Here is a 22,248-nt window from a genome sequence, read left to right as displayed (position 1 = left end):
CAAGTTGAAATGTGGCTTTCACCACAGGCGTCCGGACAGCCAAAAGGCGGCCCGAAAGGACCGCCTTCGACAATTTCACACAGCACGATGACACGAATGCACCGCAACGGACGCAGGCGCAGACCGCCTGATCCCGCTTAGCGCGTCAGGCGCTTGTAGCTGACGCGGCTTGGGTTGACCGATTCCGGGCCAAGGCGGCGGATCTTGTCCTTCTCGTAGTCCTCGAAGTTGCCTTCGAACCACTCCACATGGCTATCGCCTTCGAAGGCGAGGATATGCGTCGCCAACCGGTCGAGGAACATGCGATCATGGCTGATGATGACAGCGCAGCCGGCGAAGTTTTCAAGCGCGATTTCTAGCGCCGCCAGCGTTTCCGTATCGAGGTCGTTGGTCGGTTCGTCGAGCAGCAGCACGTTGCCGCCGGCCTTCAGCATCTTGGCAAGGTGAACGCGGTTGCGCTGACCGCCGGAGAGATTGCCGACCTTCTGCTGCTGGTCGGTGCCCTTGAAGTTGAACGCACCGCAATAGGCACGCGAGTTCATCTCCAGCTTGCCGAGCTTGATGACTTCGGCACCGCCGGAAATCTCTTCCCAGACGGTCTTGGCGCCATCGAGCGCATCGCGGCTCTGGTCGACATAACCGAGCTTGACGGAATCGCCGACGCGGAACGTGCCGCTATCGGGCTTTTCCTGGCCGGTGATCATGCGAAACAGCGTGGTCTTGCCAGCGCCGTTCGGGCCGATGACACCGACGATGCCGCCCGGCGGCAGCTTGATGGACAGGTCTTCGATCAGCACGCGGTCGCCGTAACCCTTGGTGATGTTCTCGGCTTCGATAACCACCTGGCCGAGACGCTCGCCGATCGGAATGATGATCTGCGCATCGCCAAGACGCATCTTGTCGGCTGCTTCCACCAACTCGTCATAGGCCTTGATACGGGCTTTCGACTTCGACTGGCGGGCCTTCGGGCTGGAGGCGATCCATTCCTGTTCGCGGCTGATCGCCTTCTGGCGGGACGCGTCCTCGCGGTTTTCCTGCTGCATGCGCTTGGCCTTGGCGAGCAGGTAAGCCGAATAGTTGCCCTCGTAGGGAATGCTGCGGCCACGGTCGAGTTCGAGGATCCAGCCGGTGACGTTGTCGAGGAAGTAGCGATCGTGGGTGATCATCATCACGGCGCCGGGATATTGGCGCAGATGGTTTTCCAGCCAGCCGATGGTTTCGGCATCGAGATGGTTGGTCGGTTCGTCGAGCAGGAGCAGGTCGGGCTTGGAGAGCAAAAGCTTGCACAAAGCCAGACGGCGGCGTTCACCACCCGACAGGCTGGTCACATCCGCATCGCCGGGCGGGCAGCGCAGCGCTTCCATGGCCATTTCGACCTGGCTTTCGAGATCCCACAGGTTCTGGCCGTCGATAATGTCCTGGAGCTTGGAGCCCTCTTCCGCCGTCTCGTCGGAATAGTTCATCATCAGTTCGTTGTAGCGCTCGAGGATGGCGGTCTTGTCCGCCACGCCTTCCATGACGTTTTCCATCGCCGTCTTGGTCGGATCGAGCTGCGGCTCCTGCGCGAGATAGCCGACGGTCGCACCCTGAGCGACCCAGGCTTCGCCGGTATATTCCTTGTCGAGGCCGGCCATGATGCGCAGCACGGTCGATTTACCGGCACCGTTCGGGCCGAGGATACCGATCTTGGCGTCCGGATAGAACGACAGATTGACATTCTCCAGCACCTTCTTGGTGCCGTAGGACTTGTTCAGTCCGGACATATGATAAATGAATTGACGTGCCATAGAGAAACTGCTCCGACGGAATGGGATTTTGCCCGCTATGTAGGCGAATTATCCCGGCGGAGCAATGAAGAAACCGGTTTTAGAGCGCTTCATTCACTGAATGCCGGCCGGATCGACCGCCCCTTTCGCGCATTTGAAATCGGTACTGCCGGCCGCAAGGATCAGATCCGAAAGTTCGGCATTAGCCGAAACGTCACCCGAAAGGCCGATCGTCAGCCCTGTGACGACACTCCGTGCACGTACCTGTTCGCACCGCATCCGGACGCGGTCGCCGGCACCCTTGCCGAAACTGGCGGCAAAGGCCTGCTTGACTTCGCCTTCGGTCACATCCTTCCCGATGCGCCCCGCAAACAGGGTGCGCACCGCCGAGCCATTGATTTCATCCAGAAAACGAAGCTGCGTGGCAAAATAATCCTGTGCCGTGCCGCCATGGCAGGTGCCGCTGCGCAGCCATTGGTGCCGCTCAAGCCCCGATTGCGTTCCAGGCATCGCCACCATCAGCTTGGCTGCCGTCTCCTGCACGATTGCCAGCTGCGGCAGTTCCAGCCAATTGCCGGTCCGGTCGCGCGCCTTGATATCGTCAGCGACGCCGCAATAGCTCTTCTTCACCGGCCAGAGCCCATGTAGGGAAAAATTCGTCGCGTCATATCGCCCGGCGTCTTGCCCGGCACATTCCTTGCGGTCCGGCCGCGTCTCGCAAAATCCCGGCTGCCAGCTGACGGCCAGAATATACTCGGTCCTGCCGGTTTCCCGCACGCCCATCTCCTGCGCCAGCGCCCCTGAGGCAGAGATCACGATCAGCGCAAACACGTGCAGGCAAAACAATAGCAATACAACAATGGCCCTCACATTCCCCTGCATGCCCATCTCCATCGAAAAAAGGAACAAAACAAGATCATTTAGCGATTAAAACGGGAAAATTGCAACCTGGAATCGACATAGACGCGAATCTTTTCTGACCTGATACCAAACAAGCACCAAGCGCCGGTTGCCTTTGGCTGTTAAATCAAGTTGATAGCGGTGAGTGCCAGAACTGCGCCTGGGAGGATCTAAGGGGTGTTCGCCAAGGTCGAAACGTTGCAAAGCCCAAGCGGAGCTGCCCTCGCCTGGCGCCATTGGCCAGCGGGTGGAGAGCCCGTGGGTGTGCTGATCATCTGCCATGGACTGGCCGAACATTCCGCCCGTTACGCCCGCTTCGCCGAAGTCATGGCCAATAGCGGCTTCGACGTCTATGCACATGATCATCGCGGCCACGGCCTCACCAAAGCCGCCGACGCCCCCCTTGGCCGGTATGCCCAGTCGCAAGGGGCAGCCAAGGTCATTGCCGACGTCAGGGCGATGCGGGGCATGGCGGCCAGCCGCCATGCCGGCCTTCCCGTCATCCTGTTCGGCCATTCCATGGGCGGCCTGATCGCGCTCAACGCAGCAGAAACCGATCCCGGCCTTTACGATGCACTGGCCGTCTGGAACTCGAATTTTAATCCGGGCCTGGCCGGGCGTGCCGCACAAATCGTGCTTTCCATCGAAAAAGCACTGAAAGGCTCCGACGTGCCGAGCGGACTGCTGTCGCAGCTCACCTTCGGCGCCTGGGCCAAGTCGATCCCCAACCACAAGACGGACTATGACTGGCTGTCGCATGACCCGGTGGAGGTCGCAAAATATATCGACGACCCGCTTTGCGGTTTCGATGCCAGCGTTTCGCTCTGGATCGACCTGTTCCGCCTGACCTTCGATGGTGCCAGGCCGGAGCGGCTTCGCCGTCTGCCTAAAAACCTGCCGATCCACCTCACCGGCGGCGGGCAGGACCCGGCCACCAATGGCGGCCGCGAAATCTCGTGGCTGGCGCAGCAGATGCAAAAGGCCGGGCTGGAGCAGGTGACGGCGGTGATCCATCCCAGCATGCGCCACGAAACCCTGAACGAAATCGAGCGCGACCGCGCCATGCAGGATTTTGCCGCATGGTGCCGTGCCGCAGTCACGCAGCGGACGTGAGCAAAGACCTGGCATGACTGAAATGTCCATAAAACCGGCCATCCGCAGCAACGACATTTCCTTCGGTCTGGGCCTGATGGTGATTGCGGTGCTGATCTCGCCGCTGATCGATATTTTTGCAAAACTGGCCATCACCACCATTCCATCGGCAGAGATCACCGCCGTGCGCTTCGTGCTGCAGATGATCTTCATTCTGCCGGTCGTCCTCGTCCGTGGCACGCTGTTTGATCTGACCTGGAAAAAGACCGGGCTGCATATGCTGCGCGGCGGCCTGCTCGTCGTCACCATGCTGTCCTTCATCACCACGCTGAAGGCGATGGAAGTGGCCGATGCCATCGCAATCTTCTTCGTCGAGCCGATCATCCTCACCATTCTCGGCAGCATTTTCCTCAAGGAAACCATCGGCTGGCGGCGCTATACGGCCTGCGCCGTCGGCTTTTCCGGCGCGCTGCTGGTCATCCAGCCAAGCATGCAGGAAGTCGGCTGGATCGCGCTTTTGCCCGTCGTCTCCGCCTTTGGCCTTGCAGTGTTCCTTCTGGTCACGCGTTTGGTCGCGCAGAACGAGGATCCCTGGTCGATGCAGTTTCATGCGGGCGTCTGGGGCGCGCTGTTCTGCGGTATCCTGCTGTATTTCGGCGATGGCACGGGGTCGGAGATTTTCGATCCGGTCGTGCCGGATATGACCGCCGGTCTGTACTTGATCGGCGTCGGCGTCACCGCCACGATTTCCGGCGTTCTCGGCGTCTATGCCTATCGTGCGGCACCCGCCTCGGTGCTGGCGCCACTGCAATATCTGGAAATCGTTTCGGCGACGATCTTCGGCTGGCTGGTGTTCGGCCATCTGCCGGATGCGCTGAAATGGCTTGGCATCGCCATCATCATCAGCTCGGGCCTCTACATCATCTGGCGCGAGCGCCGGGTGAACAAGACAGCCAGTATCGCGCCGGTATCGCCGGCCATCTGACAAGCTTTAAGTGACGTGCTTTGGGAGGAGCAGACATGAAAACAGGCGGAGAATTGATCGTTGAGGCGCTGAAGGCAAACGGCGTCAGGCGGGTGTCCTGCGTGCCGGGAGAAAGCTATCTCGCCGTGCTCGATGCGCTCTACGATACCGATATCGATGTCGTGGTCTGCCGCCAGGAAGGCGGCGCCGCGATGATGGCCGATGCCTGGGGCCGGCTCACCGGCGAACCCGGCATCTGCATGGTGACGCGCGGTCCGGGCGCGATGAACGCATCCGCCGGCCTGCATATCGCCCGCCAGGATTCGATCCCGATGATCCTGTTCATCGGCCAGGTGCAGCGCGATGCGCGTGAGCGCGAAGCCTTCCAGGAAATTGAATACCGCCGCGCCTTCACCGAAATCGCCAAATGGGTGGGCGAGATCGACGATCCCGCCCGCATCCCGGAATTCGTCACCCGCGCCTTTGCGGTCGCGACATCCGGCCGCCCCGGCCCGGTGGTCCTGACCCTGCCGGAAGACATGCTGACGCAAAAGGCGGAGGCGGTTCCGGCAAGGCCCTATCAGCCGGTGGAAAGCCATCCGGGTCCCGGGCAGTTGAAACAGCTGGAAGCCCTGCTTGCCAAGGCGAAGCGGCCGATCGCCATTCTCGGCGGCACGCGCTGGAGCCAAGAGACCGTCGCGCAGTTCCAGGCTTTCGCCGAACGCTTCGACCTGCCCACCGGCTGCTCCTTCCGCCGCCAGATGCTGTTCGACCATCTTCATCCCAATTATGCCGGCGATGTCGGCATCGGCATCAACCCGGCGCTTGCCAAGGAGATCCGCGAGGCAGACCTGGTGCTGTTGATCGGCGGCCGCTTCTCCGAAATGCCGTCCTCGGGCTATACCCTGCTGAGCGTGCCCTACCCGCAGCAGACGCTGGTGCATGTCTATCCCGATCCCGGCGAACTCGGCCGCGTCTACCGCCCGGATCTCGCCATCGCCGCCTCGCCCGCCGATTTTGCCAATGCCCTGGCAGAGCTGGAGCCGGCCCAACCGCGCGATCGGTCCGAGCGGACGGCACGCATGCATGAGGCCTATCTCACCTGGTCGACGCCGCCCGAAACCGGGCCGGGCGATGTGCAGATGGGGCCGATCATGCGCCATATCGAGGCGAATACGGCGCCCGATACCATTTTCACCAATGGCGCCGGCAACTATGCCACCTGGTTGCATCGCTTTCACCGGTTCCAGCGCTTCAACACGCAGGCAGCGCCGACATCCGGCTCCATGGGCTATGGCCTGCCGGCTGCCGTTGCGGCGAAACATCTTCATCCCGACCGCGAAGTGATCTGCTTTGCCGGCGATGGCTGTTTCATGATGCACGGCCAGGAATTTGCCACCGCCGTCCGCTATGATCTGCCGATCATCACGCTGGTGATCAACAACGGTATCTACGGGACGATCCGCATGCACCAGGAGCGGGAATATCCCGGCCGGGTCAGCGGCACGGACCTGACCAATCCGGATTTTGCTGCCTTTGCCCGTGCCTATGGCGGCCATGGCGAATGCGTCGAAAAGACCGAGGATTTTGCCGCAGCCTTCGAGCGCGCCCGTCAAAGCGGCAAGCCGTCGATCATCGAGATCAGGCTCGATCCGGAGGCGATTACGCCAACGCGAACGTTGAGCCAAATCAGAAATGCTAATTAAGCAATACTAACCAGACGGTTGCGCCGGAGCAAAGCTGTCATCTTTGGGTGGACAAACCGCTTCCGCCTTCTATGTCTATGTGACAACACTGTGACATCCACAGCCGCCGGCATGGTTTTCCGTGCGGGTGTGAATGTACCGGCTTGCGGTAGCGATCGGGAGGATCGCTACCGGAATGGTTTGAAAGACCATCTGTTCCGTTTGTCACCACCAGGGAGGAATAACCATGACACGCTCATTTTCCACATCGACCGCACTCGTTGCGCTGACGCTGACGCTTCCCGTCAGTGCGCATGCGGCAACGGACCTGCAATGGTGGCACGCCATGACGGGCGCCAATAACGAGGTCGTCAACCAGCTTGCCAAGGAATTCAACGAGAGCCAGAAAGAGTACACGATCACCCCGGTCTTCAAGGGCACCTATCCCGAAACGCTGAATGCCGGTATCGCCGCCTTCCGTTCGCAGCAGCCTCCCGCCATCATTCAGGTTTTTGATGCCGGCAGCGGCGTGATGATGGGCGCAGAAGGTGCCATCGTTCCGGCAGCCGATGTCCTGCAGAAGGGTGGCTACACATTCGACAAGTCGCAATATCTCGCAGGCATAGCGGCCTATTATTCGAAGCCGGACGGCACGATGCTGTCCTTCCCCTATAATTCATCCTCGCCGATACTGTATTACAACAAGGATATTTTCGAAAAGGCCGGTCTCGACACCGAAAACCCGCCGAAGACCTGGCCGGAAGTGTTCGACGCTGCTAAGAAGATCAAAACGAGCGGCGCGGCTTCCTGCGGCTTTACCTCGACATGGCTGACCTGGATCCAGACCGAAAATCTCGCCGCCTGGAACAATGTCGCCTACGGCACCCTGGAAAACGGCCTTGGCGGCAATGATGTCAAGCTCGAGTTCAATTCTCCCCTTTTCGTCCAGCATTTCCAGTCGATCGCCGATCTCGCCAAGGACGGCACCTTCCGCTATGGCGGCCGCACCTCCGAGGCCAAGCAGCTGTTCATGTCCGGTGAATGCGCGATCCTGACCGAATCCTCTGGCGGCCTTGGCGACATCATCAAGTCCGGCGTGAAATACGGCATCGGCCAGCTCCCCTATTATGAAGGACACGGGCCGCAGAACACCATTCCGGGCGGCGCAAGCCTCTGGGTGTTCGGCGGAAAGAGCGACGAGGAATACAAGGGCGTCGCCCAGTTCTTCAATTTCCTGTCACAGACCGAAATCCAGGCCCGCCTGCATCAGGTCTCCGGCTATATGCCGGTGACCAACGCGGCCTACGAGGAAACCAAGAAATCCGGCTTCTATGACAAGAATCCCGGCCGCGAAACGCCGATTCTGCAGATGATGGGCAAGGCGCCGACCGAAAATTCCAAGGGTGTGCGCCTCGTCAACCTGCCGCAGGTTCGCGACATCATGAATGAGGAGTTCGAGGCCATGCTGGCGGGCCAGCAGGATGCCAAGACCGCCCTCGACAAGGCTGTCGAACGCGGTAATGCAGCGATCACCGAGGCTGTCGGCAACTAACCCGTAAGGCCAGACGCCGCCCGCATGATCTTGCGGGCGGCGCAATCGCCCTGTTGCCGCCTGTTTCCATGCCCGAGGAGAACCCGTGCACAACGTTGCGTTTCCCAACAAGATCCTGCCCTATCTGCTGGTCGCGCCGCAGATCATCCTGACGATCATTTTCTTTTTCTGGCCAGCCAGCCAGGCGCTCTATCAATCCATGGTCAGGCAGGATCCGTTCGGCCTGAAAAGCGGTTTCGTCGGCCTTGCGAACTTCAAGGCGGTCCTGTCCGATCCCAATTATATTCACGCCCTGCAGGTCACGGTCGTCTTCAGTCTTTTGACCGCTATCGTCTCCATGGGCGTCGCTCTGCTTTTAGCGACGGCGGCAGACAAGGTGGTGCGCGGACAGTCCTTCTATCGCACCTTGATGATCTGGCCCTACGCCGTCGCACCGGCGGTGGCCGGCATGCTGTGGCTGTTCATGTTCAACCCGGCAATGGGCACGCTGGCCTACCTTCTGCGCCGCAACGGTTTTGCTTGGGATCCGCTTTTGAACGGCAATCAGGCGATGGCGCTGGTGGTGGTCGCCGCCGCCTGGAAGCAGATCAGCTACAACTTCCTGTTCTTCGTGGCGGGCCTGCAGGCCATTCCGAAATCGCTGATCGAGGCTGCCGCCATCGACGGCGCGCGCGGCAGCAGGCGCTTTTGGACGATCGTCTTTCCGCTTCTGGCGCCCACCACCTTCTTTCTCCTGGTCGTCAACACTGTCTATGCCTTCTTCGACACGTTCGGCATCATTCACTCGGTGACCGGCGGCGGCCCGGCCAAGGCGACGGAAACGCTGGTCTACAAGGTCTACAATGACGGCTTCGTCAATTTGAACCTCGGCTCGTCCGCTGCCCAATCCGTTATTCTAATGGTGATCGTCATCGGGCTCACCGCCTTCCAATTCCGCTTCGTCGAGAAACGGGTGCATTATGGCTGAGGGCTGGAAATGATTGAAAAACGTCCTGTCGCCAATCTGGTCGGCCACCTGATATTGATCCTCGGGATCATCATCGTCGCCTTCCCGATCTACTATACGTTCATCGCCTCGACGACGACTTCGGAAGCGATCATCCGGCCGCCCATGTCGCTGCTGCCTGGCCTGCATTTGGTGGAAAACTATACCGAAGCCATGTCCGGCGGTGTTGAGCGGGTCGTCGGCGTCAGCCTGGAACGATTGCTGTTCAACTCCTTCGTGGTGGCCATCGCCATTGCCGTCGGCAAGATCGTCATTTCGTTTCTGTCCGCTTTTGCCATCGTCTTCTTCCGCTTTCCCTTCCGTATGGCATTCTTCTGGATGATCTTCGTCACGCTGATGCTGCCGGTGGAGGTGCGCATCCTGCCGACTTACAAGGTCATCGTCGATCTCGGCATGATCGACACCTATGCCGGGCTGACGCTGCCGCTGATGGCCTCCGCCACCGCGACATTCCTGTTTCGCCAGTTCTTCCTGACGATCCCCGGCGAACTGGTGGAGGCGGCCCGCATCGACAATGCCGGACCGTTCCGCTTCATGCGCGATATCCTGTTGCCGCTGTCGAGCACCAATATCGCCGCGCTCTTCGTCATTCTCTTCATCTATGGCTGGACACAATATCTCTGGCCATTGCTCGTCACCAACGATGCCAAGATGAACACGATCATTATCGGCCTGCGGCGCATGGTCGATTTCACCGACGCTTCGACACCCTGGAACTACGTCATGGTGACCGCGATCCTCGCCATCATACCGCCCATTCTCGTCGTGGTTTTGATGCAGCGCTGGTTCGTCAAAGGTCTCGTGGATACGGAGAAATAATGGCCAACATCATCCTAAACGACGTCCGCAAGAAATATGGCCCGGTCGATGCGATCCAGGGCGTTTCCCTCGATATCGCCGATGGCGAACTGGTCGTGCTGGTCGGCCCGTCCGGCTGCGGAAAATCCACGCTGCTGCGCATGATTGCCGGGCTTGAAAGCATTACCGGCGGCACGATCTCGATTGGCGGCCGCATTGTGAACGAACTTGAGCCGTCCGAGCGCGACATCGCCATGGTCTTCCAGAATTATGCGCTCTATCCGCATATGACGGTGCGCCAGAACCTTGCCTACGGCCTGAAGAACCGCAACACGCCGCAGGACGAGATCGACCGGCGCATCGCCGGTGCTGCCAAGGCGCTGGAAATCGAACCCTTTCTCGATCGCAAGCCACGGCAATTGTCAGGCGGCCAGCGGCAGCGCGTCGCCATGGGCCGCGCCATCGTGCGCGAACCGGCCGCCTTCCTCTTCGACGAGCCCCTCTCCAATCTCGATGCCAAGCTGCGTGTCCAGATGCGTGTCGAGATCAAGCGCCTGCAGCGCGCGCTCGCGACAACAAGCGTCTACGTGACACATGATCAGATGGAAGCGATGACGCTGGCCGACAGGCTTGTGGTCCTCAATGCCGGACGGATCGAGCAGGTCGGAACCCCGATCGAGCTTTACGAAAAACCGCAGACGACCTTTGTCGCAACCTTTATCGGCTCGCCCTCGATGAACCTCCTGCAAAAAACCACGTCGAAAGATTGGCGCCTCGGCAATGGCGCCGCTCTTCCGGCAGGCACCGCGACGCTGGGTGTGCGCCCCGAAGACTTGCATCTGTCATCCGCGAACGAAACGGACAACGGCTTGACGATCGATGTGAAAGTGGCGGCGGTGGAACTGGTCGGCGCGGAAAGCTATGTCCACGGCGAATTGCCGGACCGCCAGCCGATCGTGTTTCGCGTGCCCGGCCGCTCAAAGATCGTGCTGGATGATCTCGCGACGGTGCATGCGGCCTTGGACAGCCTGCACTTTTTCGATGAAAGCGGTCAGCGGCTGCGATGATCTTTTAATCTAGGCCCGGCGCGCCATCGCTCACATGCGCGCCGGTGATAGGCTTCAGCCGCGAATGTGCTGGGTCTGCTGGTAGACATTGGTCGAGCGCGCGCCGGAGCGGCAATAGCCGAGCATCGGACGCTCGAAAGTATCAAGCGCATCGACCATCTCGCGCACGGCATCGGCGGTCACGCCCATCGGGCCGACCGGGATATGGGTGATATCGAGGCCCAGCTCCTTGGCGCGGGCGGCAATGGTTTCGAACTGCGGCTGGTCGGGCTGTTCGAAATCCGGGCGATGGCAAACGATGGACTTGAAACCCAGCGCCTTGATCGTATCGAGGTCCTCGACCGAAATCTGTCCAGTGACCGAATATTCATCGTTGATCTGGCGAATGTCCATGGCTGTGCCTTCCTCAAAATAATGCCCGGACTGATGTAAGACCGGCAGTGCCACGCGTCAATTGCAAAGCGGGTCAGCGGATCCGGAACGCCAGCGCATAATCCACCGTCCGGCCTGAGGCCAGCAGCGGCATTTCGCCGGCGGCGGCAAGCTCGGCCCGCTTGGCGAGCCGGTGCGACACCGGTTCGATGCCGATGACATCAGCGCCGCCGCTCTGGCACCGCCACATCTGCAGAAATGGCAATGTGTGCGTGGAAAACCGCACGGCAAGCGACCGGCCGTTCAAAGCCTCGAACGGTCCCAGCACGACCTCGGCCCAGCCGTCTTTCGCACCGGCCGTTGCCGGCACGCACAACAGCCCACGATCGCCCTCGCCGAATCGCCAGCCGAACCGTTCCTCTCCGAACATCGTCCCGCCGATCTGCGTGTCAGCCCCGGCAAGCCGGCCGCCAATATTCATGTGATACATCAGCATCGGCGAAAACGGGCGATCACCGATATTGGTGACTTGGTCGTTGAGCGTGACCTCGCGATTATCCGGACTGACAGCCCACCGCCGGGAGATGCGGGCCTGTCCTCCATTGGCAAGCAGGACCTCGGTGCGCGCGTTGGAGCCCGGCGGCTCGTCCGGCTGCGACATCCAGGTTTCGCCGGCAGGCGTGCCGCAGAGCGATCCGTGCAGCGGATATTTCTGTCCGTCCTCGCGGCCTTCGATCGGCTCGGGATGGCGGCTGTGATCGGGACCACAGGTGAAGAAGAACCCCTGCAGCGCATGGTCAATGCGCGGGTCGCCATCGGATGGAATGGCCGTGCCCGGCGAAAGATCGACACCATCAACGACAAAGGCACTGATATCGAGAGCGGACTGGCGATCGAGAAGAATCTGGAAATCCGGTCCACCGGTAGAGATTCGCATCGGCATCGATTATTTTCCCCTCGCGTCCGCCCGGCTCGATCCGTTAATCCCGGAAAAACTAACGCAAGGAAACGGCATCATCACGCCTATAAATCGGCAACCCACCGAAATCGAAGGATTTTAGGGAACCGTTCATAATGAATTCAGTTTATTCATATTACCGTCCCAATTGATTTGTACGCCCCGAGTTCAACTGCCAGATAACAGGTTTCACCGTGACGTTCGTTTCCAGAACCAGCCTTGCCCTTATTTCCGCCGTCAGCGTGCTCGCGTTTGCCACTGCCGCCGAGGCGCAGGACAGCTTTGGCCGTCTGCCGCCCAATTCGGTTCTGGTGACGCCACAGGGCGAAATTCTCGATTACATCCCCGAAAACGGCGACGTGCAGATGATGCGCGACCGCCGCGGCCGCACCGTTCTGGTCGATAGCTGGGGCAATGTCGTCGCAACCGTGATGGGATCGGGCCGCGAGCGCAACGACACGCGCCACCGCGAACGCAGCCGCGACGTCTATACCAATCCTGACTACGGTTATTCCGACCCCGCGTTCACCGACCAGGGCTATACGCGCCAAGGCGAAATCACCGGTTCGGTTCCGGATTACCGCGATGTCTCGCCCGGCAATGTCGATCGCCAGGAATTGCCCACAAGCCTGCCGATGCAGGACGAAAACGATATGGCGGCCCTGCCGCCGGAGGACAACGCTCCCAACCGCCAGGCCCTGCCCTCGGCTGCCCGGATCTCCAAGAAGTCGAGCGCCGAGATCACCGCGCTGCAGGTGTTCCTCGATCGCGAGGGCTTTTCACCCGGCGTGATCGACGGCAAGACCGGTTCCAATGTCACCAAGGCGATCGAAGCCTGGCAGCAGGCAACCGGCGAAACGCTGGACCCGAACAATACCGACGATATCCTGGAGCGCCTGCGCTTCACCGGCGGCCTGCCGATCACCACCTACACGATCACGGCGGCCGACGCCGCCGGTCCCTATGTCGCTTCCATCCCGGAAGATTACGCGCATAAAGCCGTTCTGCCGCACCTGTCCTTCACCTCGACAGTCGAAATGCTGGGCGAGAAATTCCACATGGACGAGGCTTACCTGCGCGAGTTGAACCCCGGCATCGACTTCACCATTCCCGGCACCATCATCAAGGTGATCAATCCGGGCGAGCCGAAGTCGGGCAAGGTGACGCGCATCGTCGCCGACAAATACCGCAAGCAGGTCTTTGCCTATGACGAGGCCGGCACCCTGATTGCAGCATATCCGGCCACGATCGGCTCGTCCGACACGCCTTCGCCCTCAGGAACCGTGCAGGTCGATCGCATCGCGCTGAACCCCGGCTATACCTACAATCCGAAGATCAACTTCAAGCAGGGTGAAAACGACAAGGTGCTGACGCTTCAGCCCGGTCCGAACGGTCCGGTCGGGACCGTCTGGATCGCTTTGTCGAAGCCGACCTATGGCATTCACGGCACCCCGGAACCATCCAAGATCGGCAAGACCCAAAGCCATGGCTGCGTGCGCCTGACCAATTGGGACGCCACCGAGCTTGCCAAGATGGTCAGCGTCGGCACGACTGTGGAATTCCTCGATTAAAGGCATGTATTTACCAGAACCTCCCCTATTTGGGGGGTGACGGCTCGCCGACATGGGTCAAGATGGTTGCGTCAAGGATTTGATCAAATGCAGCCTTGACGCGCATGACCCGTCACCGTGCCGGCTTGCCGGTACGCACACGCGATATGATAGGGCACAGTTTCGCGCAGGCGGAGATCGGGGGTCGTGGCGTTTAGCTTGGTAACGCCGCGACCTCACCCGAACGCGTCCTCGAATGTCTTCACGCCCGATATCCCCCAAGCTTAATATCCCCAGCCTGATGTCAAAGCCTTACATAAAAGCCCTCATAACCTCATCAGATATTGTCATGAAAACAGATTGCAGCGATGCTTTATCTGTCGGAATACCGAACCATCAATTCCGACAGACAAGGAATGCCGTAATGGCCGCCGAACGTACTCTTCCCAACCTCTGGCATGCCACGGCACCCGCTCCTCCCAAAACCGGGCCGCTCACAAACGATATCACCGTTAATGTCGCCGTCATCGGCGGCGGCTTCACCGGTCTTTCAGCCGCCCTGCATCTTGCCGAAAAAGGCGTCAGCGTCGCCATCGCCGAGGCGAAGATGATCGGCTTTGGCGGCTCCGGCCGCAATGTCGGCCTCGTCAATGCCGGCATGTGGACAAAGCCCGAAGACCTCATCGCAACGCTCGGCGTCGAGACCGGGACACGGCTGCTGACCGAACTGGGCGATGGTCCGTCGCTGGTTTATGAGCTGGTCGAAAAACATGCGATCGCTTGTGAGGCGGTGCGCAACGGCACGCTGCATCTGGCCGTCGGCCCCGAGGGCTTGAAGGATATTCAGGACCGCGAGCGCCAGTGGAAGACCTTTGGTGCGCCCGTCGAGGTGGTCGATGCCGATCGCGCCACGGTGCTGACAGGCGCGGAAGGCTTTGCCGGCGCCCTGCTCGACCGGCGCGCGGGGACGATCCAGCCATTGGCCTATGCCCGCGGCCTTGCGAGCGCGGCCCTTGCCGCCGGCGCGCAGATCTACACCGAAACGCCGCTGCGCTCCGCCGAACGCGTGGGCGATCTGTGGAAGCTGACGACCGGAAACGGCACCATCACCGCCAAATCGGTCATCGTCGCGACCAACGCCTATGGCGACATGCTGAGCCAGACGCCCTGGACGTCCTATACCCAGGAACTGACGATCCTGCCCTATTTCCAGTTCGCCACGAACCCGCTCTCCGACAATATCGCCCGCACCATCCTACCGGAACGCCAGGGCTGCTGGGACACGGGGCTGGTCATGACTTCGTTCCGGATGGACCAGCAGAACCGCCTGATCTTCGGCAGCGTCGGCCGCCTGGATGCGCTCGCAGAAGGCACGCACCGCGCCTTTGCCGCGCGCTCGCTGCGCAAGCTGTTTCCCGCACTTGGCGATTTCCGCTTCGAATACTGGTGGGACGGCCGCATCGGCATGACCACCAACAACCTGCCGCAGATGCACGCGATGGCCGACAATGTCGTCTCGGTCAGCGGCTATAATGGCCGCGGCATTGCCCCCGGCACGGTCTTCGGCCGCGCGCTCGCAAACCACGTCATGGGTCACCCAAACGCGCTTCCGCTTGCCGAGAGCCCCATTACCCCAGACCCCCTGCGCAGCCTCAAATCGGCCTTCTATCACGCCGGCGCGCAAGCCAAGCATTTCATCGATCGCCGGTTTTGATCTGGGATAATGAAAAGCCCGGAAAACCATGGTTTTCCGGACTCAGGCTGCGGATACCCGTGAACAAGATTTTTTGGCGAGGGCGATACCCATTCTCCGTCATCCTCGCCCCTGTGGCGGGGATCCAGTGACCCGACGTCCGTCGGGTCAAAAGACTCTTTCAGCTCAAGGACTTGAGCTGGCCGGATTCCTGTGACGGGCACAGGAATGACGGAGAGTTTGGCAATCGCATAATGTCAAATTACCGGCGCAATGCCGGATATCAACACAGCCGAAAGTGAACCTCAGATACTGTCGCGGAACAGCAGCTTGGCGGCCTCGAGCGTCAGCTCCACCGGATTGCCACCGGCGGTCGGATCGACGATCGCCATTGCGGCCATTTCGTCGATACGGTCCGTGCCGACGCCCAGCGCCGAAAGCTTGTCGGGAACGCCGAGTTCTTCGCGAAGCTGCAGCACATAGTCGTAGAAGCCGTCAAAGCCGCCGGAAATGCCGAGATAGGCGGCGGCCAGAGCGATCTTCTGCTCGATCGCCGGCCGGTTGAAGCGCAGCACCGGCGGCATGACGACGGCATTGGTCATGCCGTGATGGGTGTTGTAGATGGCGCCGACCGGATGCGACAGCGAGTGGATGGCGCCAAGCCCCTTCTGGAAGGCAACCGCGCCCATGGCCGCAGCCGACATCATGTTTGCCCGCGCTTCGATATCCGTGCCGTCCTTGTAGGCGCGCGGCAGGTAGTCCTTGACGAGACGCAAGCCTTCGAGCGCGATACCGGCCGACATCGGATGGTAGAACGGCGAAGAATAGGCTTCCAGGCAATGGGCAAAGGCATCCATGCCGGTTCCGGCCGTGATGATCTTCGGCATGCCCACCGTCAGCTCCGGATCGCAGATGGTCACCGCAGGCAGGAATTTCGGATGGAAGATCACCTTTTTGGTATGGGTCTGCGAATTGGTGATGACTGAGGCGCGGCCGACTTCCGAACCGGTGCCGGCGGTGGTCGGAACAGCGATGATCGGCGCGATGCCCTCGACGCTCGCGCGGGTCCACCAGTCGCCGACATCCTCGAAATCCCAGACCGGGCGGCTCTGCCCGGCCATGAAGGCGACGCACTTGCCCAGATCAAGGCCCGAGCCGCCGCCGAAAGCGATGACGCCATCATGGCCGCCTGCCTTGAAGGCTTTCACGCCGGCATCGAGATTGACGTCGGTCGGATTGCTGTCGACATCGGCAAACAGCGCGCGGCCAAGACCGGCCGCCTCCAGAATATCGAGCGCATTCTGCGTGATCGGCATGGGCGCAAGGCCCCGGTCAGTGATCAAAAGCGGCTTCTTGATGCCGAGCGCCTTGCAATGATCGGCAAGCTCCTTGATCCGGCCTGCGCCGAACTTGATGGATGTCGGGTAGCTCCAGTTGGCAGTGATGGTCATCGTATCAGGCTTTCTTCAGATGGTAGGATTTCGGGCGGGTCAGGTTCTGGAAACCGATGACCGAGAGCGAGCCGCCGCGGCCGGTTTCCTTGACGCCGGTCCAGCACAAAGCCGGATCGAGATAGTCGGCGCGGTTCATGAACACGGTGCCGGTTTCGAGATCATTGCCGATACGGGCGGCGCGCTCGGCGTCCCTGGTCCAGAGCGATGTGGTGAGGCCGTATTTGCAATCATTCATCAAGGCCAGCGCTTCCGCATCGTTCTTCACCTTCATGATGCCGACGACCGGGCCAAAGCTCTCTTCCGTCATCACCTTCATCGAGTGATCGACATCGACCAGAACCTGCGGCGCAAGATAGGCGCCGCCGTCATCCTGCGGGAACAGCTTCGGATCGACCAGCGCCTTGGCGCCCTTGGCGACCGCTTCAGCGGTTTGTGCCCGCACTTCGGCGGCAAACCGCTTGTGCGCCATCGGCCCCAGCGAGGTTTCCTGTTCCAGCGGGTTGCCGAGCTTGTAGGCCGATGCGAACGCGACGGCTTTCTCGACGAAATCGTCATAGAGGTTTTCGTTGACATAGATGCGCTCGATGCCGCAGCAGCACTGCCCGGAATTGAACATCGCGCCGTCCATCAGCGTCTCGACGGCCGCATCCAGATCGGCATCTTCCATGACGTAGCCCGGATCCTTGCCGCCGAGTTCGAGGCCAAGACCGGTGAAGGTTCCGGCGGCCGCCCGCTCGATCGACCGGCCGCCTTCGACCGAACCGGTGAAATTGACGAAATCGAAGCTCTTGGCCGCGATGAGTTGCGATGTCGTCGCGTGGTCGAGGAAGATGTTCTGGAACACGTCTTCGGGAATGCCCGCCTCGACAAACGCACGCACCATGCGCTCCCCGACCAGGATGGTCTGGCTCGCATGCTTGATGATCACGGTATTCCCCGCCATCAGTGCGGGGGCGACCGTGTTGATCGCCGTCATGTAGGGATAGTTCCAGGGCGCGATGACGAAGACGACGCCATGGGCGACGCGCTCGATCCGGCGCTCGAAACTGGCGCTGTCCTCGACAATGATCGGCGCCAGCGCGTCGGCCGCAATCGCCGCCACATAGTTGGAGCGCTCGTTGAAGCCACGGAACTCGCCGCCGTAGCGGATCGGACGCCCCATCTGCCAGGCAAGCTCCGGCACGACCTCGTCCACCATCTCGTTGAGCCGCGCAACGCCCGCAAGCACCAGCTTGACGCGGTCCTCGATGGGCCGCCTGGCCCAGCTCTTCTGCGCCGCACGCGCACGCGCAACCGCCGCCGAAGCAACAGCGGCATCCACCACCGGGCGCTCGGCATAAACCTCCCCGTTCACCGGGGAAATGCATTGGATCATGGTCATGAATTCAAACTCCAAAGGCTCAACAAGCGAGCGTCCTGACGTGTCCGGCCGCACCATAGTCCAGAATGGGACGGTCGCGTGTAATGATGGTCAGATCGTGTTCCCGTGCTGTCGCAATGAGAATTCGATCCATGGGGTCCCGGTGTAACGGTTCGGGAAGATAAGCGGCGGCGATCAAGACAGCGGGTGTGGCCGCATGAACGACCAGGTTGCCGGAGGTCACGAAATCTTCGAACCACGGCAACGCATCCTTGGAGGCCGACAGTCTGCCGCGCGATATCAACATTCCTATCTCCCAGGCAGACATGGCAGAAACACACAGCACACCGCCATTGGTCGACAAGGTCTCGAAGGCTTCCATTGCCGCCTGCGACATCTGTCTGCGCGTTGCCATCCAGATCATCGCGCAGGTATCAAGAAGAAGCCTGTCATTCATTATAAAGCTTGTCGCTCCACTCGACATCGATCGGCGCGGTCAAATCCAGATCGTCCGGTATGGTCATAGTTCCCGCCATGCACCCGAAAGCAGGATGAAGCTCCAATAATCGCCCGTCTGGCGCTTCCATCCAACGTTTGCCATCCTTGTAGATGACATCCGCTTGCGTAAACATTTTCATGGCCGGCTCATCTTTGCGTGCAGCATCCGCCGCCAGATACGGCTCCTGTTTCGTTTCGGAGAACCCGGGAGCCTCACCCCGGCGGCGCGCGGCAACCTCTTCGATACTCACACCAAAGAAAGCCGCCACGTTATCCTGCTCCTCAGCGCTCATCTTGCGTTCGCCTTTCAACATGCGCGAAACAGCACTTGGATCGACCCTCAGAAACCGGGCTAGTCCGCGTACCGACTGGTTGCGAATATCGAGTTGACGGTGAAACCACGCAGTATCTATTGGGGTCATTTTAAGCCCTCCGGAAAGGGTATGACCATCTCATACTGTCGCAACGCGGTCAATATTCGCAACATGTTGCGATAATCTCACGCCCGCTCGAACCCCCTCGCCACCTCCCAGTCCGTCACGCGGCGGTCGTACTCTTCCTGCTCCCATTCAGCAGCCCGCGTATAGTGCTCGATGACATCCTCGCCGAATGCGTCGATCAGCATCGTCGAGCTGCGCATCACCGCCGTGGCGTCGCGCAGCGTTGCGGGAATTTCGCGGATATCCTTGCCGCCATAGGCATCGCCGACGAAAGCCGGTTCCAGTTCCATCTTGCCCTCGATCCCGGCAATACCCGCCGCAATCAGCGCTGCCATGGCGAGATACGGATTGATATCGGAGCCGCCGACGCGGCATTCGATGCGGATCGCCTTGGTGCCTTCGCCGCAAAGGCGGTATCCGGCCGTGCGGTTATCCTTTGACCAGACGGCCTTGGTGGGCGCGAAGGTGCCGGCCATGAAGCGCTTGTAGGAATTGATGTAGGGCGCAAGGAAATAGGTGATCTCGCTCGCATGCGTCAAAAGCCCGGCGACGTAATGGCGCATCGTCTCCGACATGCCGTGTTGTGCTTTTTTGTCGAAGAATTGCGGCACCTTGCCATCCGTGCTCCAGAGCGACTGATGGATATGCGAGGAGGAACCGGCGGCATTGTAGTTCCACTTGGCCAGGAAGGTGATCGCCTTGCCCTTGCTCCAGGCGATTTCCTTGCAGCCGTTCTTGATGATCACATGCCTGTCGGCCATGGTCAGCGCATCGGCATAGCGGACGTTGATTTCCTCCTGGCCGGCGGAGGCCTCGCCCTTGGAGTTTTCAACCGGAATGCCCGCCCCCTGCAGGCCGTTGCGGATCGCCCGCATTACATCTTCTTCCTTGGTCGTCTGGAAGATGTGGTAATCCTCGTTATAGCCGCTGGCGAGCTTAAGGTTGCGATAGCCGCTTTCGCGGGCAGTGTCATAGCTCTGGTCGAACAGGAAGAATTCGAGCTCGGTCGCCATATAGGCCTTGAGGCCCATGGCCTCCAGCCGGGCGATCTGGCGCTTCAGGATGGCGCGCGGCGAATGCGGCACTTCCTTGTGGGTGTGATGGTCGAGCATGTCGCAGAGAACCAGCGCCGTGCCTTCGAGCCATGGAATGCGGCGAAGCGTCGTCAGATCCGGCTTCATCGTATAGTCGCCGTAACCGCTCTCCCAGCTTGTCGATTTGTAGCCGTTGACCGTTTCCATCTCCAGATCGGTCGCAAGAAGATAGTTGCAGCTATGGGTCTCCTCCCAGGCGCTATCGACGAAGAACTGCGCGTGAAAACGCTTTCCCATCAGCCGTCCCTGCATATCGACCTGGCAGGCCAGAACCGTATCGATGCGGCCCTCGGCGACATCCTTCTTCAACTCTTCAAACGAATAGCTCGCGCTCATTGCAAAAATCCCGTGCTTGATCGTAACGCGGCCTTACCGGCTGCGTCTCGTGGACGTCCGGTGGAAGCCGCAGACACGCGGCTTCCACCTTGTCTTATTGGATCACTTCTGCCCAACGGCCTTTTCGGCCGCTGCAATTTCAGCGGAACGGCGCGCAACTTCGTCGCCGATCGGCGGGCCCTTGAAGCGGCGGCGTTCAAAGCCGAACCAGACGATACCGGTCAGGATCAGGAAGCCGACGGTGACATAAAGAGCCGGCGTATTTGGAGGCTGGACGCCGAGCACGAAGATCAGGATCATCGCCAGGATCGTCAGCACGGCAAACAGCTTGAAGACGCCCTCGCCGAGGTTCCACGGACCCATCTTGTCCCATTTCGACGTTCCCCAGGCAAAGAGGCCAAGCGTAATGGGGATCGCGAAGGAGAAGAACAGGAAGATGACGGTGCAGGACACGACGATCGTATAGACCGGCGTCTCGCCGATCGTGACCAGCGACGAGCCCCAGACGAACAGAACGGCGAGGATCGAGCCGGTCCAGATTGCGGCAACCGGGGTGCGGTAGGTCGGGCTGACCTTGGCCAGAGCCTTGGATGCCGGAAGACCGCCATCCCGCGAGAAGGCGAAGATCATGCGCGATACGGACGTCACCGTGGCCAGGCCGCACAGCCATTGGCTAACGAGGATGGCGAGGTAGAGAATGTCCTTCACGGTCGAATTGACCTGCGTGTCCATCGCCCAGAAGAATACGTTCCAGCCCTGCTTGGCGGCCTCGTCCATGCTGGGGAGCAGCAGAACGAAGCTGCACAGCATGATGTAGCCGAACAGAGCCGACCACAGAACCGACGAGATCATGCCGCGCGGAACCGAGGTTGCCGCCTTGACGGTTTCTTCCGACGTATGGGCGGAAGCATCGTAGCCGGTGATCGTGTAGATCGGCAGGAGCAGGCCAAGCAGGAACACCCACGTGCCGGATGTTGCCGGCCAGACATTGCCGCCGGCCTCGCCCGAATAGTTGGAAAAGGTGAACAGGCGGCCGAACTCGTAGGTGTCAGCGGCAGCCAGGCACACGACCGACAGCGCGATCGCGGTTGCAAAGATCAGATAGCCGGAAAAGTCCGTGAGCTTGGCCGTCAGGCCGATGCCCATATGGTTGACGATCGCCTGCGCGCCGGTAATGACCACCAGGAACAGGATACGGATGGTCGTCGTGTCTTCCAGGCCGAAATAGGGTGTGCCGAACGAGCCCATGAAGAAGTAATAGGTGCCGACATTGATGGCGCCGAGAACCGTAACGAGACCGAGCAGGTTGAACCAGGCGGTGACCCAGCCGGTGAAACGGTTGCCCAAAATGGAGCCCCAGTGATAGAGGCCGCCGGCGGTCGGATAGGCGGAGCTGATCTGCGCCATGCCGACGGCAAAGACGAGAGAAACGAAGCAGCCGAGCGGCCAGCCGATGCCGATCGCGGCACCGCCTGCCCCCGATGTCGCCTGCGCAAGCGAGTTGATGCCGCCCGACAGAATGCAGATGATCGAGAAGGAAACGGCAAAGTTCGAGAAGGAGCTCATGCGCCGTTCGAGTTCCTGCGCATAGCCCATCGAATGGAGGACCTTCATGTCCTCGTGTTTATCGGTATCTGAATAGTCTGACATGTTTATCCCCTGT

Annotated in this window: 19 protein-coding genes; 9 read left to right on the top strand and 10 right to left on the bottom strand. The window is 60.5% G+C overall.

The features are described from left to right. Positions 1–137: 137 nt before the first annotated feature. On the bottom strand, positions 138–1,787 hold the full coding sequence (gene ettA, locus PYR65_RS09980) for an energy-dependent translational throttle protein EttA (RefSeq protein ID WP_276120859.1): 1,650 nt from the start codon (positions 1,785–1,787) through the stop codon (positions 138–140). A gap of 93 nt (positions 1,788–1,880) precedes the next feature. After that, positions 1,881–2,648, bottom strand: coding sequence for a ribonuclease T2 (locus PYR65_RS09975; protein ID WP_276120858.1), 768 nt, complete (start codon positions 2,646–2,648; stop codon positions 1,881–1,883). Between the two features lie 195 nt (positions 2,649–2,843). Between PYR65_RS09975 and PYR65_RS09970 the strand changes: the two genes are divergently transcribed. The 7 genes from PYR65_RS09970 to PYR65_RS09940 all read left to right on the top strand — a co-directional run bounded on the left by PYR65_RS09970 (position 2,844) and on the right by PYR65_RS09940 (position 10,830). Then, complete coding sequence (locus PYR65_RS09970) at positions 2,844–3,779, top strand: alpha/beta fold hydrolase (protein ID WP_276120857.1); 936 nt, start codon at positions 2,844–2,846, stop codon at positions 3,777–3,779. Positions 3,780–3,792: 13 nt separating this feature from the next. After that, positions 3,793–4,743 carry a DMT family transporter gene (locus tag PYR65_RS09965; protein ID WP_276120856.1) on the top strand — a complete coding sequence of 317 codons (951 nt, stop codon included), beginning with the start codon at positions 3,793–3,795 and terminating at the stop codon, positions 4,741–4,743. 35 nt (positions 4,744–4,778) lie between these two features. After that, complete coding sequence (locus PYR65_RS09960; RefSeq protein WP_276120855.1) at positions 4,779–6,428, top strand: thiamine pyrophosphate-binding protein; 1,650 nt, start codon at positions 4,779–4,781, stop codon at positions 6,426–6,428. Between the two features lie 226 nt (positions 6,429–6,654). After that, the gene (gene ugpB, locus PYR65_RS09955) at positions 6,655–7,959 is read left to right on the top strand and encodes a sn-glycerol-3-phosphate ABC transporter substrate-binding protein UgpB (RefSeq protein WP_276120854.1); all 1,305 of its coding nucleotides are present in this window, start codon (positions 6,655–6,657) and stop codon (positions 7,957–7,959) included. An 85-nt stretch (positions 7,960–8,044) separates the two neighbouring features. Continuing rightward, positions 8,045–8,926 (top strand): sn-glycerol-3-phosphate ABC transporter permease UgpA, encoded by an 882-nt coding sequence (gene ugpA / locus PYR65_RS09950; RefSeq protein WP_060638784.1) that lies wholly within the window; start codon positions 8,045–8,047, stop codon positions 8,924–8,926. A 9-nt stretch (positions 8,927–8,935) separates the two neighbouring features. Further along, the gene (gene ugpE, locus PYR65_RS09945) at positions 8,936–9,784 is read left to right on the top strand and encodes a sn-glycerol-3-phosphate ABC transporter permease UgpE (RefSeq protein ID WP_276120853.1); all 849 of its coding nucleotides are present in this window, start codon (positions 8,936–8,938) and stop codon (positions 9,782–9,784) included. Beyond that, the gene (locus PYR65_RS09940; RefSeq protein WP_276120852.1) at positions 9,784–10,830 is read left to right on the top strand and encodes a sn-glycerol-3-phosphate import ATP-binding protein UgpC; all 1,047 of its coding nucleotides are present in this window, start codon (positions 9,784–9,786) and stop codon (positions 10,828–10,830) included. The genes ugpE and PYR65_RS09940 overlap by 1 nt, the downstream gene beginning before the upstream one ends. A 54-nt stretch (positions 10,831–10,884) precedes the next feature. On the opposite strand, the gene PYR65_RS09935 is transcribed toward PYR65_RS09940, so the two are convergent. Beyond that, a complete protein-coding gene (locus PYR65_RS09935) occupies positions 10,885–11,223 on the bottom strand; it encodes a TIGR01244 family sulfur transferase (protein ID WP_276120851.1) in 339 nt (112 codons plus the stop codon). A 73-nt stretch (positions 11,224–11,296) separates the two neighbouring features. Then, complete coding sequence (locus PYR65_RS09930; protein ID WP_276120850.1) at positions 11,297–12,145, bottom strand: DUF4432 family protein; 849 nt, start codon at positions 12,143–12,145, stop codon at positions 11,297–11,299. Between the two features lie 209 nt (positions 12,146–12,354). On the opposite strand from PYR65_RS09930, the gene PYR65_RS09925 reads away from it, so the two are divergent. Continuing rightward, entirely contained in the window at positions 12,355–13,731 is a 1,377-nt protein-coding gene (locus PYR65_RS09925; RefSeq protein ID WP_276120849.1) for a L,D-transpeptidase family protein, read from the top strand. A gap of 403 nt (positions 13,732–14,134) precedes the next feature. Next, the gene (locus PYR65_RS09920; protein WP_276120848.1) at positions 14,135–15,424 is read left to right on the top strand and encodes an NAD(P)/FAD-dependent oxidoreductase; all 1,290 of its coding nucleotides are present in this window, start codon (positions 14,135–14,137) and stop codon (positions 15,422–15,424) included. Between the two features lie 284 nt (positions 15,425–15,708). Here PYR65_RS09920 and PYR65_RS09915 read toward each other — a convergent pair whose 3' ends face one another. The 6 genes from PYR65_RS09915 to PYR65_RS09890 form a co-directional block, all read right to left on the bottom strand. Then, positions 15,709–16,854 carry an iron-containing alcohol dehydrogenase gene (locus PYR65_RS09915; RefSeq protein ID WP_276120847.1) on the bottom strand — a complete coding sequence of 382 codons (1,146 nt, stop codon included), beginning with the start codon at positions 16,852–16,854 and terminating at the stop codon, positions 15,709–15,711. A 4-nt stretch (positions 16,855–16,858) separates the two neighbouring features. Next, a complete protein-coding gene (locus PYR65_RS09910; RefSeq protein ID WP_276120846.1) occupies positions 16,859–18,238 on the bottom strand; it encodes an aldehyde dehydrogenase family protein in 1,380 nt (459 codons plus the stop codon). A 19-nt stretch (positions 18,239–18,257) separates the two neighbouring features. Beyond that, a complete protein-coding gene (locus PYR65_RS09905; protein ID WP_276120845.1) occupies positions 18,258–18,674 on the bottom strand; it encodes a type II toxin-antitoxin system VapC family toxin in 417 nt (138 codons plus the stop codon). Further along, entirely contained in the window at positions 18,667–19,137 is a 471-nt protein-coding gene (locus PYR65_RS09900) for a helix-turn-helix domain-containing protein (RefSeq protein WP_276120844.1), read from the bottom strand. The genes PYR65_RS09905 and PYR65_RS09900 overlap by 8 nt, the downstream gene beginning before the upstream one ends. 77 nt (positions 19,138–19,214) lie before the next feature. Continuing rightward, the gene (locus PYR65_RS09895) at positions 19,215–20,585 is read right to left on the bottom strand and encodes a glutamine synthetase family protein (protein WP_276120843.1); all 1,371 of its coding nucleotides are present in this window, start codon (positions 20,583–20,585) and stop codon (positions 19,215–19,217) included. A gap of 102 nt (positions 20,586–20,687) precedes the next feature. Further along, on the bottom strand, positions 20,688–22,235 hold the full coding sequence (locus tag PYR65_RS09890; protein ID WP_276120842.1) for an amino acid permease: 1,548 nt from the start codon (positions 22,233–22,235) through the stop codon (positions 20,688–20,690). Positions 22,236–22,248 lie beyond the last annotated feature (13 nt).

Source organism: Pararhizobium qamdonense (assembly GCF_029277445.1).
GTDB lineage: Bacteria > Pseudomonadota > Alphaproteobacteria > Rhizobiales > Rhizobiaceae > Pararhizobium > Pararhizobium qamdonense.
The sequence above is the reverse complement of the archived record's forward strand: the minus strand, read 5'-3'. Positions and strand labels throughout refer to the sequence as shown.